Source organism: Pseudomonas sp. MS01C9, from assembly GCF_058202755.1.
Map to the genome: position 1 here is coordinate 4,578,347 of NZ_CM177073.1, position 16,953 is coordinate 4,595,299.

Sequence of the window (16,953 nt, forward strand, 5' to 3'; positions counted from 1 at the left end):
TGTATTTATGTCCAGTATCGAGAATCGCTTCCATGCAACTGATCGCCAAGCTCGGCATTCTTGCCGATGCCGCCAAGTACGACGCCTCCTGCGCCAGTAGCGGAGCCCCCAAGCGCAGTTCGCGAGGCCGCGATGGGCTAGGGGCCACGGACGGTATGGGGATCTGTCACAGCTACACGCCTGATGGGCGTTGCGTCTCATTGCTCAAGGTGCTGCTGACCAATTTCTGCCTGTATGACTGCCAATACTGCGTCAACCGTCGTTCCAGCAATGTACCGCGGGCGCGCTTCACGCCGGAGGAGGTGGTGCGCCTGACGCTGGATTTCTATCGTCGCAACTGCATCAGTGGCCTGTTCCTGAGCTCCGGTATCATTCGTTCGGCCGACTACACCATGGAGCAGTTGATCCGGGTGGCGCGGCTGCTGCGCGAGGAGCATCAGTTTCGCGGGTATATCCATCTCAAGACCATTCCCGATGCCGATCCTCTGTTGATCGAAGAGGCCGGGCGGCTGGCCGACCGGCTGAGCGTGAACATCGAACTGTCCACCGAGGTGAGTCTCAGGCGCCTGGCGCCGGAGAAGCAGTTGTCGACGATCCGCCAGGCCATGGGCACCATCCAGGAGGGACAGCAAGCGGTGGCTGGCGAAGCGCGGGCGCCCCGGTTCGCTCCCGCCGGGCAGAGTACCCAAGTGATCGTCGGGGCTGATGCCACCGATGACCATGCCATCCTCAGCAATGCCGAGTCGCTCTATCAGGGGTATGGCCTGCGGCGGGTCTACTATTCGGCGTTCAGCCCGATTCCTGACAGCCCTGCCAGCGTACCCCTGGCGGCGCCTCCGCTGTTGCGCGAGCATCGTCTCTACCAGGCTGATTTCCTCATGCGCGGCTATGGCTACAAGGCCGGCGAGTTGTTGCGGCAGACCGGCAACCTGGACTTGGATATCGACCCCAAGCTGGCCTGGGCGTTGGCCAATCGTGAGGTCTTCCCGCTGGATCTCAACCGTGCCGAGCCGGCCCTGCTGGCGCGAATTCCCGGTATTGGCCTGCGTAGCGTGCAGCGTCTGGTTGCGCTGCGCAGGGAGCGTCGCGTTCGTTATGACGACCTGGTGCAGTTGCGTTGTGTACTGGAGAAGGCGCGACCGTTCATCGTCACCAGTGATTATCGGCCGGCCGATGCGCAGGTGCGCAGCGGCTTGTTGAGGGCACGTCTGCGTGATCCCCAGCGAGCCGTGCAGATGGGGTTGTGGGGATGATTGCGCTGGATTGTGACGACAGTTTCTCCCTCTGGCGGGAACAGGCGCGAACGCTGCTGGGTCACGGTATCGACCCGGTCGAGGTAACCTGGGCCCAGGGGCCCATGGTTGACCTGCTCGCCGTGCCGGCGCCATTGCCACGAGACCCGGGGCCGTTTCGCACACGGGTACCGGCCACTTTGTTGCCATTGCTCGAACAGGCCAGTCGTTATCGGGGCGAGCAACGCTGGAACCTGCTGTATGAAGTGCTCTGGCGGGTGGCTCATGGCGACCGCACCGCGATGCTCGCCGGTGACCGCCTGGGAAGCGAGCTGCAGCGACGGATCAAGCAGGTCAGCCGCGAGGCCCATCATCTGCACGCCTTCGTGCGCTTCATACCGTTGCCACAGGAAGTCGCCGGTCAGTTGCAACTGGACCTGGTGTCCTTCCACGAGCCGGCCCATGACATCCTTGAAAGCGCGAGCGGTCATTTTGCCGAGCGACTGGGACGCCAACGCTGGTTGATCGCAACGCCCCGCGACGGCATCCGCTACGATGGTCACAAGCTGGACTACCAGCGTCATTGCCCTGAACAGTGGCGGCAGTGGGCGCAGCATGCCCAAGACCCCGGCGCGGAACTGTGGCGCACCTACTACCGGCACATTTTCAACCCGGCGAGGCTCAATCCCCAGGCGTTGCGCCAGCATATGCCCGGGCGGTTCTGGCAGCACCTGCCAGAGGGCGACTTGATCCCCCGGTTGGTGGGGCAGGCGCGCCAGGGCAAACAGCGGGATGGACAGGCGCTGGAGGTGGGGGAAAAGGCTGGCAAGCGGATCGTCGTGGATGCCCAGGTCCTCAGGCCAGCCACTTGACGAAATTCCATCGGGCGCCGTCATTTGTGCAAGAATCAAACATGTCCTGTCTCGGCCGCGCTGTGTTCCATTTCCGCCGGTCCCCCTAGCATTCCTTCGTCCATTGTCCAGAAGGAATTCTCCATGCAACGTTTTACTCGCCGTTTTCTCACCGCCTGTGCATTTTCCGGCATTATCGCCAGTGCCGGGGCATTGGCTGAAAGCAATCCAACCATCCGCGCCATGTCGGGTGCCCAGGCGGTGAGCCAATTGCCCGCCGGTAAGACCGCGTTACTGATCATCGATTTCCAGAACGAATACTTCACTGGCAAGATGCCGATTCCCGATGGCGTAGCGGCGCTGGACAAGGCCCGTGAGCTGATTGCATTCGCCGACGAGCACAAAATGCCGGTCTATCACATTCAACACATTGCACCCTCAGGATCGGCAGTGTTTGCCCAGGGGGGTGAAGGCGTGAAGTTCCATCCGCAGATGCAGCCCAGGGCCAGGGATGAGGTATTGCAGAAAACCACTGTTAGCGTCTTTGGCAGTACCGACCTGGACAAGCGCTTGAAGCGCGCCGGTATCGAAAACCTGATCATCTCCGGCCTCATGACCCACGCCTGTGTCGCCGGCGCCGCCCGTGACGCCGCGCCACTGGGTTACAACGTGCTGGTCGCGTCCGACGCATCGGCCACCCGTGCCATTACCCGAACCAACGGTGACTCCATCGACAAGGATGCGTTGCACAAAGCCGCGCTGGCCGAAGTCGAGGACACTTTCGGCGATGTCATGACCACTGCCCGGATCCTCAAACTACCGGTGCGCTGACGCCATGAACCAGATGCTCGCCATGCGCGTGTTCCGCTGCATCGTGGAGGCCCAAGGGTTTTCGGCGGCGGCCGAGCGGCTCGATACAACCCACTCTTCCGTCTCGCGGCATTTGCAGCAGCTGGAATCCGCGCTGGGCGTGCGTCTGCTCAATCGCAACACCCGGCGCATGAGCCTCACCGCAGCCGGGGAGCGCTATTACGCCGCTTGCGTGGACATTCTGGATCGCGTCGACGCGGCGTCCCAAGCCGTGACGCAGGAACATGAACGTCCCTCCGGGTTGCTTCGGATCAGCGTCCCGCTGACCCTGGGTACCTTGGAACTGGGCCGCTGGCTGCCGGCTTTCCAACAGCGCTATCCAGACATCCGGATTGATCTGTCCTGCTCCGACCCGCTGGTCGACCTGGTGGCCGACGGTTTCGATGTGGCGTTGCGCATCTGCGGTCCGCTGGCCGACAGCAGCCTGGTCGCCCGCTTGCTCGGCGTGTCGCCGCAAGTGCTGGTCGCGGCGCCGGCTTACGTGTTCGAGCATGGCCTGCCTCGGAGCGTGGTTGAACTGGACGCACATCGGCTCCTGACCTACGCGTCGGCGACCCGCTGGTCGCTGGTGAACGAAGAAGGGGAGTCGTTCAGTTGGGATTGCGCCAGTTTCTTTCATTCGGACACCATCACCGCTCTGCACGCCGGCGCCCTGGCTGGTACAGGCATCGCAGCGTTTACCCTGGCGACGGTACAGGACGACCTGCTGGCGGGGAGGTTGGTGCGGATCCTGCCGGACTACACCCTGGGGTCGAGGCATTGTTATGCGCTCTATCCTCATGCTCGTCACCTGCCGGCCAAGGTCCGGGCGTTCGTCGAGCATATGGCGGAGTATTACCGCGACAAGAGCTGATGCCCTGGCAGGTTCTGGCTGTCAGACCACGCTGATATCGCGACCGGCCTCCCGCGACGCCGCGATGTCCCGCTTGGGCGGCAGGCCGAACAGGCGACCATATTCGCGGCTGAACTGAGAGGGGCTTTCATAGCCCACTTTCGAGGCCGCGCTGGCCACGTCCATGTTTTCGTCGAGCATCAGGCGCTTGGCTTCGTTCAATCGCAGCCATTTCTGGTATTGAAGCGGGCTCATCGCGGTGAGCTGGCGGAAATGATGGTGGAAAGTCGGTGGGCTCATCTGCACCCTCGCCGCAAGGTCTTCCACGCGGATAGGGTCGGTGTAGTTCAACTTCAGCCAGTCGATGGCCTTGGCGATGCGGTAGCCCTGGCTGTCGACGGACGCAATCTGGCGCAGCCGGGCCGCCTGGTCGCTGATCAACAGTCGGTAGTGGATCTCGCGCTGGATCAGCGGCGCCAGCACCGGGATCGCTTCGGGTTCGTCCAGCAGGGCCAGCAGGCGTACGAACGGTGCGAGAAAATCCGGCGTCGCCTGGCCAATGCTCGCGCCAATCCCGGAGGGCCTGTCACGGGACGGTGCCATGCTGTCCTGGGCAATCAGGTCGGCCACCAGGCGCAAGTCGAGCTTCATGAGCAGGCCCAGGCAGGGCTGTTCCGGGCTCGCCTGGAGCACTTCCGAGTTGGCGGGCAGGTCCAGGGAGGTCATGAGCAGGCGCGTATTGTCGTAGCCATAGGCCTGGCCGCCGATCCAGATCTGCTTCACGCCTTGGGCCACCAGCACGATGCTCGGCTCGATCATGCAAATGGCCGGCGGCGCCGGGGCTTCACGTCGAAACAAGCCCAGGCCGGCGATGGGCGTCTGGAAGTCGCCGGTGTGGGGCGTCCGTGCGCCGATGAGGTCGGCGAGTGCTGCTTGCAAGGAGCTGCGCTGGGTTGCCATGTCGGGTTGCAGTCATCTCGGGTTGACAGTGATGCAGCGAACATTAACCCGTCCGGCAGGCGCTGCCCATGGTGCACCGACCGCCTCACAGGATCAGGCAAGCATTCAACCGGAATGCATTACCGGACATCAGGGTCTGGCGCTGAAACTATCGCTTGCAAATCGATGACATGCCCCTTGCCGACGGAGTAAACGTAGCCCCGATGACTGATCGCTATTGGATGAAAACCCAAACCCCACCCGCCTGGAGCGCGGTATTCGCCATGTCGCTGGCCGCGTTCGCCCTCGTTGCTTCCGAGTTTCTGCCGGTCAGCCTGCTGACGCCGATCGCGGCGGACCTTCAGGTCAGCGAGGGGCAGGCCGGGCAGGGCATTGCCGTGTCCGGCGCCTTTGCCTTGATCACCAGCCTGTTCATTGCGTCCATCGCCGCCCGGGTCGATCGCAAGAGGCTGCTGCTGGCGCTGACCCTCCTGATGATCGTTTCCGGGACCGTGGTGGCACTGGCGCCCAGCTATCTGACGTTCATGGCAGGCCGTGCGCTGATCGGCGTGGCAATCGGCGGCTTCTGGTCGCTGTCGGCGGCCACGGCCATGCGACTCGTGCCGCAGGACCAGGTCCCGCGAGCCTTGGCCCTCGTCAACGGCGGCAACGCCTTGGCGACCGTCGTGGCAGCGCCGTTGGGCAGTTTCCTGGGTGCGATCATCGGCTGGCGCGCAGCCTTCTTCTGCATCGTGCCGGTGGCGCTGGTGGCGCTGGTCTGGCTTGTGCTGCGACTGCCGTCCATGCAGACCCGGACGAAGCAGGGCTCGGGCAATGTCCTCGCGCTGATGACCCGTCCTCCGATTGCGTTGGGCATGCTGGCCGTCAGCACATTCTTCATGGGGCAGTTCATGTTGTTCACCTATCTGCGACCTTTCCTTGAATCGGTGACCCAGGTGAGTGTCTCCATGCTTTCGTTCATGTTGCTGGTGATCGGCCTGGCCGGATTGCTCGGCACCTTCCTGATTGGCGCATTACTGCGCAACGGAGTGTTTCGCACCCTGGTGATCATCCCCCTGGTGATGGCGGTCATTGCCATTGCGCTCGTAGGGTTCGGTAAGTCGGTGTTGATCACGACTGTCCTGCTGGCGCTCTGGGGTCTGATCGCGACTGCCGCGCCCGTTGGATGGTGGACCTGGTTATCCAGGGCGTTGCCTGAAGAAGCCGAGGCCGGTGGTGGTCTGATGGTGGCGATCGTTCAGCTCGCCATTGCGGCGGGCGCGACGGTGGGCGGTGTCCTGTTTGACCTGAGCGGCTACCAGGCCACCTTCGAGACCAGCGCGGCGGTGCTGGTGGTTGCCGCCATGCTCACCCTGATGGCCGCACGAGCGACGGTTCGGGCGTCTTCAGGCGCTTCGAACGCGGCCGATTACGGTGTGGTGAATTGAGCAACGTCCAGAAGGCACCGTGAGGCCCAAGGCGCTATCGACAATGCCTTGGGCCTTTCTGGCAGAAGCGAGCCGTGACCTCGGGGCGGTTGCTGCCTGCGTCGAAGCGCCCGGCTTGCATCAAAGCCCCAAGCCTTGCTCCACCAACGTGAGCAGGCGGTCCTCATCCAGCGTCAACAGCTCGGGGCGCGACTGCGCTGGCGGCTGCGCAGCCTGAAGATGCCAGAGCGATTCACCGTGCTCGCCGACAGTACGAAGGATGCAGTGGGTCTGACCTTTCATGTGAACCTCGATACAGCCTTCGCCCCTGGAAGAGAAGCGGGCGATCGGGTCGAGCTCGATACGATGGTGGTTGCCTTCCATCACCAACTGGTCGATGGCGTAATGGTAGGTCGAACCGCTGGAGTGGCTTTCAAATACATGGGTGGGGTTGCGCCGGATGTTCAGGCCGGCCTCGCAGACCGGCGCCAGCCAGGTTTCGATCTGGCGGTACAACTCGTAGACCTGGGCGGGCCAGTGTTCGATGGCCAGGTCGGCGCAGTTGTCGGTGTCGGCGCGGGTTTGCCGGGTGTGCCGCAATTTCGCCGCGAGCGCGTCTGCCTTGTTCATGTCGATTCCCTGTCGTTGTGATGCAAAAAGCTTAGCTCAAGGGCAAGGGGGCTCATTGCGTTGGGTCATGAAGCGACGTTGTCTGGTCAATGCCGCGCGCCATACGCTGGCGAGTTCTGCATCGAGGTGTCGTGTCCGGTGTCTGTGGAGCGCTGCGGCATGTCCGGCAACGAGGCCACGTGGACGGTGCGCGCCGGTGTGGCCAGGCGTACGCCGATTTCGGCGAATGCTTGCATCATGCCGAGGTTGATTGCCTGCTGGATATCCATGTAGATGTTGTAGCTGGGGTCCAGCACGATATAGACCGTCTCGAACTCCAGCGCACTTTCGCCAAAACCGCGAAAGTGGGAGCGGTCGAAGCGGGTCTTTTCCTGGGCCCTGATGATGCGCTCGACAATGGCCGGCACCTGCTTGATCTGTTCGATCGAGCATTCGTGGGGCAGGGCGAACTCGAAGACGATGCGTCGTTCCTGCAGACGCTTGTAGTTCTGGATGGTGATGCTGATCATCTGGGCGTTGGCCATCACGATCTGTTCGCCGCTCAGGCTGCGGATCCGTGTGGTTTTCAGGCCGACATGTTCCACCGTACCGGCCAGGGAGCCCACGACGATGAAGTCGCCGACCTCGAAAGGCTTGTCCACGGCGATGGACAGCGAGGCGAACAGGTCTCCGAGGATGTTCTGCACAGCCAGGGCCACCGCGATTCCCCCGACCCCGAGGCTGGCGACGAACGCGGTGATGTTCACACCCAGGTTGGAGAGCATGGCCAGCAGCACCACGGCCCAGAGGAACACCTTGGCGCCCCACAGGCTCAGGGTTGCCAAGGCGCTTTTCTGATGAATGTCGCTGTGGCTGTGGCGAGCGAAATAATGCAGGAGCGTGAGGGCGATCGCCCGGTTGGCCCACAGGCCGACCTGCAGGGCGGCCACCACGAACCAGAGGCTGCTGACGCGGCCCAGCCAACGCTCGGGCAGGTCCAGCACACCGACACCGATGAGGATCGAAGCCAGCAACAACAGCGTATTGCTGGTGCTGGACAATACCTCGACGGCGATGTGACTGACGTGGGCGTTGGGCTTCTGTGCCAGGACCTCTACCTTGCGCAGCAGGAAGCCGATGCCTGCCCGGGCGACGATAAAACTCACCGTCATCACGCCCGATGCGAGCAGCCAGTTGGCGATGGAGATCCCCAGCAATTGGGTGGTGGTGAGGATGTCGAGAGCGTTTGATTCCATGGATCGGTCACCTGGGCCAGGCAATCAGGCAGCGAGCGACTGCGTCATTGCTGTTCTGGTTCGAGCCCTTGCCGTTGTTGCGCGAGGGCGTGGCAGGGCCATGAACTTCATTAGGTGACCAACGGAAAAGGGTGTTCAATTTTTTGCCCGCAGGCATCCAGGCTTCGCTTGCAGTCACTGACGCAACAGATGCACCGCCAACCCGGCCAGCCCGCACGCCAGCAAGACCTGAATCACGCCACGTCGGTACCTGAACAGAGCGATCGTGGCAAGGATTGCAATGATTGCCGACGGCCAGTCCAGTGCGCCGGCAAAGCCGTTGGGCCACAGAACGTGGTAGCCGAAGAAGCAGGCCAGATTGAGGATCACGCCGACCACCGCCGCGGTGATGGCCGTCAGCGGTGCGGTGAATTTCAGGGTGTTGTGGGTCGACTCCACCAATGGGCCGCCGGCCAGGATGAACAGGAACGAGGGCAGGAAGGTGAACCAGGTCACCAGCGTGGCCGCGACGGCGCCAGCGAGGAAAGCCTGTTCGGGGCCGAACACCTGCGTGACGTAGCCGCCGACGAAACCGACGAACGCCACCACCATGATCAAGGGGCCGGGCGTGGTTTCCCCCAGGGCCAGGCCGTCGATCATCTGGGCCGGTGTCAACCAGCCGAAGTGTGCGACTGCGCCCTGGTAGACGTAGGGCAAGACCGCATAGGCGCCACCGAAGGTCAGCAAGGCAGCCTTGGTGAAGAACCAGGCCATTTGCGTAAGCGTGCCTCCCCAGCCGAACGCCAGGGTCAACAGGCCCATGGGTAACGTCCAGAGTAGCGCGCCGACGATGACCAGCCGGGTGAGCCTGCCGACGCTGAACCGGGCATGCTCCGGGGGAGGGGTATCGTCGTCGATCAAGGCGCTGCCGAAGGAGCGATGCCCGGTATCGTGTCCCCCCAGGCTGAATTTTTCCGGTGCCCAACGGCCTCCCAGGTAACCGATCACAGCCGCCCCCAGCACAATCAGCGGGAAGGGCAGGTTGCAGGCAAATATCGCGGTGAACGACGCAGCGGCGATTGCCCACAGCCAGTTGTTCCTGAGGGCGCGGGAGCCTATACGGTGGGCTGCATGCACGACGATCGCCGTCACGGCCGGCTTGATGCCATAGAAAATGCCCGCCACCACCGGTACTTCGCCAAAGGCGACATACAGCCAGGACAACGTGATGAGGATGAACAGCGAAGGCAATACGAACAGCGCCCCGGCGATGACCCCACCCCAGGTCCGGTGCATCAGCCAGCCCAGGTAGGTCGCCAATTGCTGCGCCTCGGGGCCCGGCAGCAGCATGCAATAGTTCAGGGCATGCAGGAAACGCCGCTCGGAAATCCAGCGGCGACGCTCCACCAGTTCCTGATGCATGATCGAAATCTGTCCCGCCGGTCCGCCGAAACTGATGAAGCCCAACTTGAGCCAGAACCAGAAGGCTTCGCGCAGGCTGACAGCCGAAGGGGCGTCGGCGATTGGGGGCTGGATGTTCATGGGCGATGGGTGCTTGAGGCCGGGGACGGTCTACGTTAGGGGGCGCCATGCAATTTGAATAGCCCCGGGCAAGGTTTACCTGTAAAAAACTCGTCCTTTCATGGGGTTGAAACACAACCCTGGCACAATCGCCGGCCGAGTCGTCGTCATGATTATTTCCATCGCTACCCAAGGAGTGGGTCAATGAAACAACGTTTTGCAATCGCGGTGCTGCTCGCCTTTACACTGGGCTGCATCCACACGGGCAATGCCCGGGAGTCGCGCAATGCTCGGGCGGAATCCGTCGCGGGCGTATTCGATTATTACGTGCTGGCACTGTCCTGGTCGCCGACTTTCTGCCTCACACACCCGAGCGATTCGCAATGCTCCGGCAAGGGCTACGGTTTCGTGCTCCATGGGCTCTGGCCGCAATACGCCAAGGGCGGCTGGCCACAGTCTTGCGCGCCGCGGGTGCCATTGACGGCAGCCGAGCGGGACAAGGGCCTGACCTTGTTCCCCACGCCGAAACTGATGGAGCATGAATGGTCCAAGCACGGCACTTGCAGCGGCCTCGGCGCGATGGGCTACCTGGAGGCTTCCGACAAGGCTCTGGGGGCGGTGAAGATTCCGCCACAGTTGCAGCCACTGAGCTCGTCCTACTATTTCGAGGCCGAGGAGATTGCCCGACTGTTCCGGCAGAGCAATCCCGGTATGCCGGACAAGGGGATCGCCGTGATTTGCAGCGGGCCGCAATTGTCGGAAGTGCGAGTGTGCATGGACAAGGACCTGGGCTTCAGTGCATGCGGCAAGGGCGTGCGGACGCAATGCCGGGGCGGAGAAATCCGCGTGCCGCCAGTACGCTGATTGCAGCGGAAACGGCCTGAGGCCGGCCCGCCTCAGCCGTTGTAGAGGCGGGCTTGTCCGCGAAGGCGACAGGTCAGAAGGTAGCGATTCGGGCAGGTCCGATGCTATCGCAAGCAAGCTCGCATCGGTGCTGCGAGCCTGCTTTTTGGATCCAACCCCGCCATCTATCGCCTTCATCGCTAAGGCAAATTGCCGCCCCACAGGCGGTAGGCTAAGCTCACGGATATTGGGGGCTTTGAGCGATTCGCTCATGTTTTGCCCTCCCCAGGAATTCGCTTGCCTATCCCCATCCATGATCCGCTCCACACCCCTGGCGGTGCACTGAAGCGCCTGCCGCTGCTCAAGGCGGCGGTGGCCTTTATTGCAGCGGTCTGCCTGTGCCTGTGCGGTTTGCTGTACCTGCAACTGGAGCAGTCTCGCCGGCACGACCTGGAGTCGGCGAGAATCGCTTCGGCCAACCTGACCTGGGCCATGGCCCAGCAGGCCCAGGACACGTTCCGTCAGGCCGACCTGGTGCTGGACAGCCTGACGGACTGGATTCAGGTCGATGGTTTCGGACCTTCGCTGCAACCGCGCCTGCAGAAAATACTCGCTCGGCGTGTGCAATCGCTGGAGCAGTTGCATGGCCTTTTCCTGTTCGACAAGGACGGGCAGTGGGTCGTCACCTCCTTCGACAATCTGAAGAAAGGCAGCGGCGTGGCGGACCGGGAGTACTTCGTCTTCCATCAGCAGAACGCCTCCTTGATCGCCCATATCGGACCGGCGATCCGCAGCCGGCAAAACGGCGACTGGATCATCCCCATTTCGCGGCGCCTGAATGATGAGGACGGCAACTTCCAGGGCGTGCTCATGGCCGGCATCAAGATGTCGTACTTCGACAGGTTCTTCAAAAGTTTCAGTCTCGACGACAAGAGCGAGATGGTCCTGACCTTGTCCGATGGAACCCTGCTGGCCCGCCGGCCTTTCGACGAGACGATGATCGGGCGCTCCCTGGCCCAGGAGCGTCTGTTCCGGCATGACCTGGCTGGTACGCAGCCTCACAGCGCGATGATCCGCTCCACCACCGACGGCGTCGTCCGGCTCTATGACCACCAACACCTGCAGGCCTATCCGCTGATGGTCACGGTCGCGATGTCCAAGCAGTCGATCCTGGCGGGCTGGTATGCCAAGGCCTTTCAATCCAGCCTCATCGTGGCCCTGGTGGTTACCGGTATCTGCCTGTTCGGCTGGGTATTCGTACGCCAGGTGCGTAACAACGAGCGGATCGAGGCCGACCTGCGCAAGGCCCAGGAAACCTTGCGATTGATCGCCACCCACGACAGCCTGACCGGGCTGGCGAACCGGCGATTGTTCGAGCGGGCCCTTGACATCGAATTTGGCCGGGGCGCACGCCAGCGCAGTTCGTTGAGCCTGATCCTGCTCGATATCGACTTCTTCAAGCGCTACAACGATACCTACGGGCACGTGGCCGGGGACCATTGCCTGGCCGAAGTGGCGAAGGTCCTCAAGAGCTGCTGCCATCGCAAGGCCGACCTGGCGGTGCGTTACGGAGGGGAGGAGTTCGCCGTGTTGCTGCCCGACACCAACCTGCAGGGCGCCGTGACGCTGGCCGAGCAGATCCGCAGCAGCCTGATCGAGAAACACATCACCCATTCCGGCTCCCCGACCGGCTACCTGACGGTGAGCCTGGGCTGCTATGCCTTCGTGCCCAGCAGCCTGGACAGTACCGAAGTCTTCATCCAGAGGGCCGATGCCGCGCTTTACCAGGCCAAGCACAGCGGCCGCAATCGCGTGGCGGTGTGGTCGACGGAAGATGGGCGCGGTGTGCTGGAGCGATCCGACCGTTGAGGTTCGTTGGAGTCATCGACCGCTGAAGACGGTCAACTGCACATCGAAGTCAGGGTCGATGTACAGGAGCAGGTGAATGGACACTTCTGCCGATACGCCTTCAAACGTCATGCGCCATACCCCCATTACCCGTCGCCTGGTGGCCGCCGTTGCGGGGCTGTTCGTCGTCGGCGTGCTGTTGACCGTCGCGGCGCTGCTCGACATCGCCAGCGACCTGGATGCCGAGGATGTGCGCAAGACACATTTCTACACCGAGCGCGCGGTGGAAAATCGCATCACCGCCTCGAAAAACTACATCACCAGCTACGCCTTCTGGACCACGGGATACGAACATCTCAATGGCGAGGTCGATGTGAACTGGGCCTACGCCGAACAGAACATGGGCAAGACGCTGTTCACCAACGACGAATACGAAGGCGTGTTCGTCATCGACCGTGAGCGCACCAAGTACGCCTTGATACGGGGACAGCCTGTCCAGGCCGACGTGTCAGCCTTCATGGACATGCCGTTGCAGGAACTGATGAACCAACTTCAGGACCAGTCCGATCTGTCGACGCCCCGGATCCGCTATACCTTGTTCGAGGGCTGGCCGGCCATCGTCACCGCTGCGGTGATCCTGCCCAATGACGAGCGCCCCCGGATCGATCCCAAGGGCACGTCGATCCTGCTGTTTGTCGATCAGCTGACACCCGTCAAGCTGCGCAAGCTGGGCCAGAGCTACGGCTTGATCGATTTGAATCTCAAGCAGGATACGACGCTGGAGCCAGGCCAGCCGGCGGTACCGCTGGACAGTACCGGCTACAGCCTGGTGTCTCGGCTCGAACGACCGGGCCGGCAGTTGCTCTGGTCGCTGGTACCCCCGCTGGGCGCGGCACTGTTGATCCTGGCGTTGCTCACCGCCTGGTTTTTCCGCTACGCCATGCGTACCGCACGGCATGTGGACGCCAGCCATGATCGCCTGGAGAGATCGGCCCAGGCCCTTGAAGCCAGCGAAGAGCGGTTCCGGGCCGTGGCCGAGGCGGCTTCCGACTGGATCTGGGAAATCGACGGCCAGCGTCGCATCACCTACCTGTCGGGACGCTTCAGTACCGTTACCGGGTTTTCCGACCGGCAATGGCTGGGGCAGGACATCGAACAGTTGTTGTTCTGCGACACGACACCGATTGCCTTGTGGCTGGGCAACCTGACGGAGGAACACAATGCCAGCAACCTGCGTTGCTCCTACCGCGATCACTCCGGGCAATTGCGCTTTTGTCGGGTTTCGGCGCGGCCGATCCAGGACAAGGGCGAGGTGGTGGGGTATCGCGGCACCGCCAGCGACATCACCGACGAGGTGGCCGCCCACGCCCAGGTCCAGCACTTGTCATTGCACGATGCGCTGACTGGCCTGCCGAACCGCAACAAGCTGGCGCGGCACCTGGACGACGCCCTGCTGGCCAAGGAGCATTCCGCACCCTTGACCCTGCTGATGGTGGATCTGGACAACTTCAAGCCGATCAACGATTCCCTCGGCCATCCGGCCGGCGACGCGGTGCTGCTGGAGGTGGCCCAGCGGTTGCGCGACAGTACCCGTGAGCAGGACCTGGTGGCGCGGTTGGGGGGCGATGAGTTCGTCGTGGTTCTCAGCGGCATGGAGAACACCACCGAGATCGATCGGTTCTGCGCTCGGCTGATCGACAGCCTGCAGCAACCGATCCACTATGAGACTCATGCCCTGCACATCGGCGCCAGCATCGGCATTGCGGTGAGCCGTCGCCAGGGCTACGTGCCCGGTGAGTTGATCCGTTGTGCCGATATCGCCTTGTACCAGGCCAAGTCCGAAGGCAAGAAGACCTGGTGCTACTTTGCCCCGCACATGAATGACCAGATCCAGCATCGACGCCAGCTGGAAAACGACCTGCGCCAGGCCTTGAAGAGAAACGAGTTCGTCCTGCATTTCCAGCCTCGCTACAAGGTCGACGGTCGCGAGATCGTCGCCGTCGAGGCCCTGGTGCGCTGGCAGCATCCAAGCCAGGGCTTGCTGGGGCCGGATGCCTTCATTCCAATGGCCGAACAGACCGATCTCATCGTTCCGCTTTCGCGCTGGGTGCTGCGCGAGGCTTGCGAAACCGCGCTGACCTGGCCGGGGGACCTGATGGTCTCGGTCAATCTCTCTCCCGCGCAGTTCGAACGCAGCGATGTGGTGGAGGATGTGCGCCAGGTGCTGATCGAAACCCATTTCCCGGCCAGCCGCCTGGAACTGGAAATCACCGAGAACGTGATGCTCAACGATGTGGACGGTGCCCTCCAGGTCATGAATGCCCTCAAGGAGCTGGGCGTGCGCCTGAACATGGACGATTTCGGTACCGGCTATTCTTCACTCGGCTACCTGCGCACCTATCCGTTCGATGGCATCAAGATCGACAAGCGTTTCATCGCGTCCATGAGCAACAGCAGCAACGACCGCGCGGTGGTGCAGGCGATCATCAACCTGGGCAAGGCCATGGGCCTGACCGTCACGGCCGAAGGGGTGGAAACCCTGGATCAGCTCGGTTCGCTGGGAACGGACCAATGCCACGAGGTCCAGGGCTATTTCCTCAGTCGACCCATCGACAAGGCGGCTTTCACGCACCTGCTGCAAAGTGCTCGGCCCTCGTCGAGAACCGGATCCTGAACATCGTTGCAACCACTGCGGTTTGTTGTCGGTCACACATGAGTGTCCTGGCATTCGAGTTCTGGCCCATGAAAAACCTGCGGATCGCGACCTTCAACATCAATGGCATCCGGGCCCGGTTGCCCAACCTGCTGCAATGGCTGGAGCGGGAGAGCCCCGATATCGTCTGTCTGCAGGAGCTCAAGGCGGCCGACAAGGATTTTCCGGCGGCGGAACTGGAGTCGGTGGGGTATGGATCGATCTGGCATGGCCAGGCGTCGTGGAACGGTGTCGCGATCCTGGCCCGCGATGCGCAACCCCTGGAGAGCCGCCGGGGCTTGCCCGGCGGTGATGCCGACAGCCACAGCCGCTACCTGGAGGCGGCCGTGCATGGTGTCCTGGTGGGGTGCCTGTACCTGCCCAACGGCAATCCACAGCCAGGCCCCAAGTTCGATTACAAGCTGGAGTGGTTCAACCGGCTGATCGACTACGCCCAGGACCTGCAGGCCAGCGATCACCCGGTGGTGCTGGCGGGGGACTACAACGTAGTGCCCACCGACATGGACATCTACAACCCACGCTCCTGGCTCAAGGATGCGTTGCTGCAGCCTGAAAGCCGGGAGTGCTACCAGCGGCTGCTGGACCAGGGCTGGACGGATGCGTTGCGCCATCTGTATCCGCAGGAGAGGATCTACACCTTCTGGGACTATTTCCGTCAGCACTGGCAGAAGAACTCCGGGCTGCGTATCGACCACCTGTTGCTCAACCCGGCGGCCAGTCCTTATCTGAGCGAGGCAGGGGTAGACGCCTGGGTCAGGAACCAGCCTCATCCCAGCGATCATGCCCCCACCTGGATCCGGCTCGCCTCACGAAAACGACGCTGAAGGGCGAAACCCTGCGGGCCGGGGTGTTGTCGGTGCACAAGTAATGCCTTATACCTGCTGCCAACTGCAGTGAGCTTGCTGCAAGCCCTGCGCCGGACCGGATAAGGACACTCTCATGGACACCGCACGACTGAGCGATACGGGCCGTTATCTCCATCGCTTGGGCTTCGACGCCCCACCCGCACCGACCCTCGAGACATTGCGTCAGCTGCAATGGCGCCACACCGCCGAGTTCCCTTTCGAAACGCTTTCCACGCTGCTGCGTCAACCGGTGCATATCGACCTTGAATCGATCGAGCGAAAAGTCTTCGAGCAAGGTCGCGGTGGCTACTGCTATGAGCTCAATCACTTGTTCATGGCGCTCCTGCTGGAGCTGGGCTTCGACGTTCGTGGCATCACCGGCAGGGTTCTGATGAACGCCTCACAAGGAGCGTGGCCAGCGCGTACCCACCGCATTACCTTGGTGGTCATCGATGGCGTGCGCTATATCACCGATGTGGGGTTCGGCGGCATGGTGCCCACCGCCCCGTTGTTGCTCGATAGCCGGGACGTGCAGGCCACGCCCCACGAACCGTACCGCATCGAGGTGCATGAGGACGGCTACCTGCTGCAAGCCAACGTCGCGGGCGAATGGCGGCCGATGTACCTGTTCGACCTGCAACGCCAGGAGGACATCGACTACGCCGTGGGCAACTGGTACGTCTGCAGTCACCCTGAGTCTCCGTTCATGGGCCGGCTGATGGTGGCCCGCACGGGAGACGGCATGCGCAAGACCCTCAACGGCAACAGCTATGCCGTGCACCGGCTGGGACAAGAGAGCGAGCGACGGATCATCGCGCACGCCGATGAACTGATCGAGCTGCTGGAGGAGGAATTCAGCCTGCGCGTTCCGCCGCGAGAAGTGCTGCGGCCCGCGGTGAAGGGGCTGCTCTAGGCTCTGTTTGAAAAGACTTGAGGCAAAGGTCATGCAAGGCGAAAACCGGCGAGGAACGGCCGGAGTCGCGCTCGTTTTTACTGGAGTAAATGAGCATTGCGATCGACTCGCGCACGAGCCGGTCTTCACCGCCGCCTGAACGAGTATCGAGGCTTTTCAGGCAGAGCCTGGAGGCAATGGGGTCACGGATGAGGTGATGACCCTTTGGTCATGATGTGGGCTGAAAGTTGTATACAACTATCTGGACATTTGTCCTGATTTTTGAATACAGTGTG

14 protein-coding genes are annotated in these 16,953 nt (G+C 62.4%); 10 read left to right on the forward strand and 4 right to left on the reverse strand.

Going from position 1 to position 16,953, the window contains the following annotated elements; all coding sequences use genetic code 11:
- The first annotated feature begins 32 nt into the window (after positions 1-32).
- The 4 genes from AC1M7R_RS20875 to AC1M7R_RS20890 all read left to right on the forward strand — a co-directional run bounded on the left by AC1M7R_RS20875 (position 33) and on the right by AC1M7R_RS20890 (position 3,806).
- Positions 33-1,253, forward strand: a complete 1,221-nt coding sequence (locus AC1M7R_RS20875) for a putative DNA modification/repair radical SAM protein (protein ID WP_072430366.1) — start codon at positions 33-35, stop codon at positions 1,251-1,253.
- Positions 1,244-2,104, forward strand: coding sequence for a TIGR03915 family putative DNA repair protein (locus AC1M7R_RS20880; RefSeq protein WP_072430367.1), 861 nt, complete (start codon positions 1,244-1,246; stop codon positions 2,102-2,104). Before AC1M7R_RS20875 ends, AC1M7R_RS20880 begins: the two co-directional genes overlap by 10 nt.
- Positions 2,105-2,227: 123 nt before the next feature.
- Positions 2,228-2,914, forward strand: coding sequence for a cysteine hydrolase family protein (locus tag AC1M7R_RS20885; protein WP_072430368.1), 687 nt, complete (start codon positions 2,228-2,230; stop codon positions 2,912-2,914).
- A gap of 4 nt (positions 2,915-2,918) precedes the next feature.
- Positions 2,919-3,806, forward strand: coding sequence for a LysR family transcriptional regulator (locus AC1M7R_RS20890; RefSeq protein WP_072388939.1), 888 nt, complete (start codon positions 2,919-2,921; stop codon positions 3,804-3,806).
- 21 nt (positions 3,807-3,827) lie between these two features.
- Here the strand turns inward: AC1M7R_RS20890 and AC1M7R_RS20895 are convergent, their stop codons facing one another.
- Positions 3,828-4,745 carry an AraC family transcriptional regulator gene (locus AC1M7R_RS20895; RefSeq protein ID WP_490609889.1) on the reverse strand — a complete coding sequence of 306 codons (918 nt, stop codon included), beginning with the start codon at positions 4,743-4,745 and terminating at the stop codon, positions 3,828-3,830.
- A 203-nt stretch (positions 4,746-4,948) separates the two neighbouring features.
- Here AC1M7R_RS20895 and AC1M7R_RS20900 point away from each other — a divergent pair, with 203 nt between their 5' ends.
- Positions 4,949-6,172 carry an MFS transporter gene (locus AC1M7R_RS20900; protein ID WP_256327591.1) on the forward strand — a complete coding sequence of 408 codons (1,224 nt, stop codon included), beginning with the start codon at positions 4,949-4,951 and terminating at the stop codon, positions 6,170-6,172.
- 120 nt (positions 6,173-6,292) lie between these two features.
- On the opposite strand, the gene AC1M7R_RS20905 is transcribed toward AC1M7R_RS20900, so the two are convergent.
- The 3 genes from AC1M7R_RS20905 to chrA all read right to left on the reverse strand — a co-directional run bounded on the left by AC1M7R_RS20905 (position 6,293) and on the right by chrA (position 9,537).
- Entirely contained in the window at positions 6,293-6,781 is a 489-nt protein-coding gene (locus tag AC1M7R_RS20905; RefSeq protein WP_490609890.1) for a hypothetical protein, read from the reverse strand.
- An 86-nt stretch (positions 6,782-6,867) separates the two neighbouring features.
- Entirely contained in the window at positions 6,868-8,016 is a 1,149-nt protein-coding gene (locus tag AC1M7R_RS20910) for a mechanosensitive ion channel family protein (protein WP_072388931.1), read from the reverse strand.
- 174 nt (positions 8,017-8,190) lie between these two features.
- Entirely contained in the window at positions 8,191-9,537 is a 1,347-nt protein-coding gene (gene chrA, locus AC1M7R_RS20915) for a chromate efflux transporter (protein ID WP_072430372.1), read from the reverse strand.
- Positions 9,538-9,720: 183 nt separating this feature from the next.
- Here chrA and AC1M7R_RS20920 point away from each other — a divergent pair, with 183 nt between their 5' ends.
- From AC1M7R_RS20920 to AC1M7R_RS20940, 5 genes are all read left to right on the forward strand, one after another.
- Positions 9,721-10,380: a ribonuclease T2 family protein gene (locus tag AC1M7R_RS20920; RefSeq protein ID WP_072430373.1), complete on the forward strand. Its 660-nt coding sequence runs from the start codon at positions 9,721-9,723 to the stop codon at positions 10,378-10,380.
- A 276-nt stretch (positions 10,381-10,656) separates the two neighbouring features.
- The gene (locus AC1M7R_RS20925; RefSeq protein ID WP_072388925.1) at positions 10,657-12,228 is read left to right on the forward strand and encodes a sensor domain-containing diguanylate cyclase; all 1,572 of its coding nucleotides are present in this window, start codon (positions 10,657-10,659) and stop codon (positions 12,226-12,228) included.
- A gap of 76 nt (positions 12,229-12,304) precedes the next feature.
- The gene (locus AC1M7R_RS20930; RefSeq protein WP_072430374.1) at positions 12,305-14,881 is read left to right on the forward strand and encodes a bifunctional diguanylate cyclase/phosphodiesterase; all 2,577 of its coding nucleotides are present in this window, start codon (positions 12,305-12,307) and stop codon (positions 14,879-14,881) included.
- A gap of 68 nt (positions 14,882-14,949) precedes the next feature.
- Positions 14,950-15,744, forward strand: coding sequence for an exodeoxyribonuclease III (gene xth / locus AC1M7R_RS20935; protein ID WP_490610493.1), 795 nt, complete (start codon positions 14,950-14,952; stop codon positions 15,742-15,744).
- Positions 15,745-15,859: 115 nt separating this feature from the next.
- A complete protein-coding gene (locus AC1M7R_RS20940) occupies positions 15,860-16,678 on the forward strand; it encodes an arylamine N-acetyltransferase family protein (protein WP_072430376.1) in 819 nt (272 codons plus the stop codon).
- The last annotated feature ends 275 nt before the right edge of the window (positions 16,679-16,953 follow it).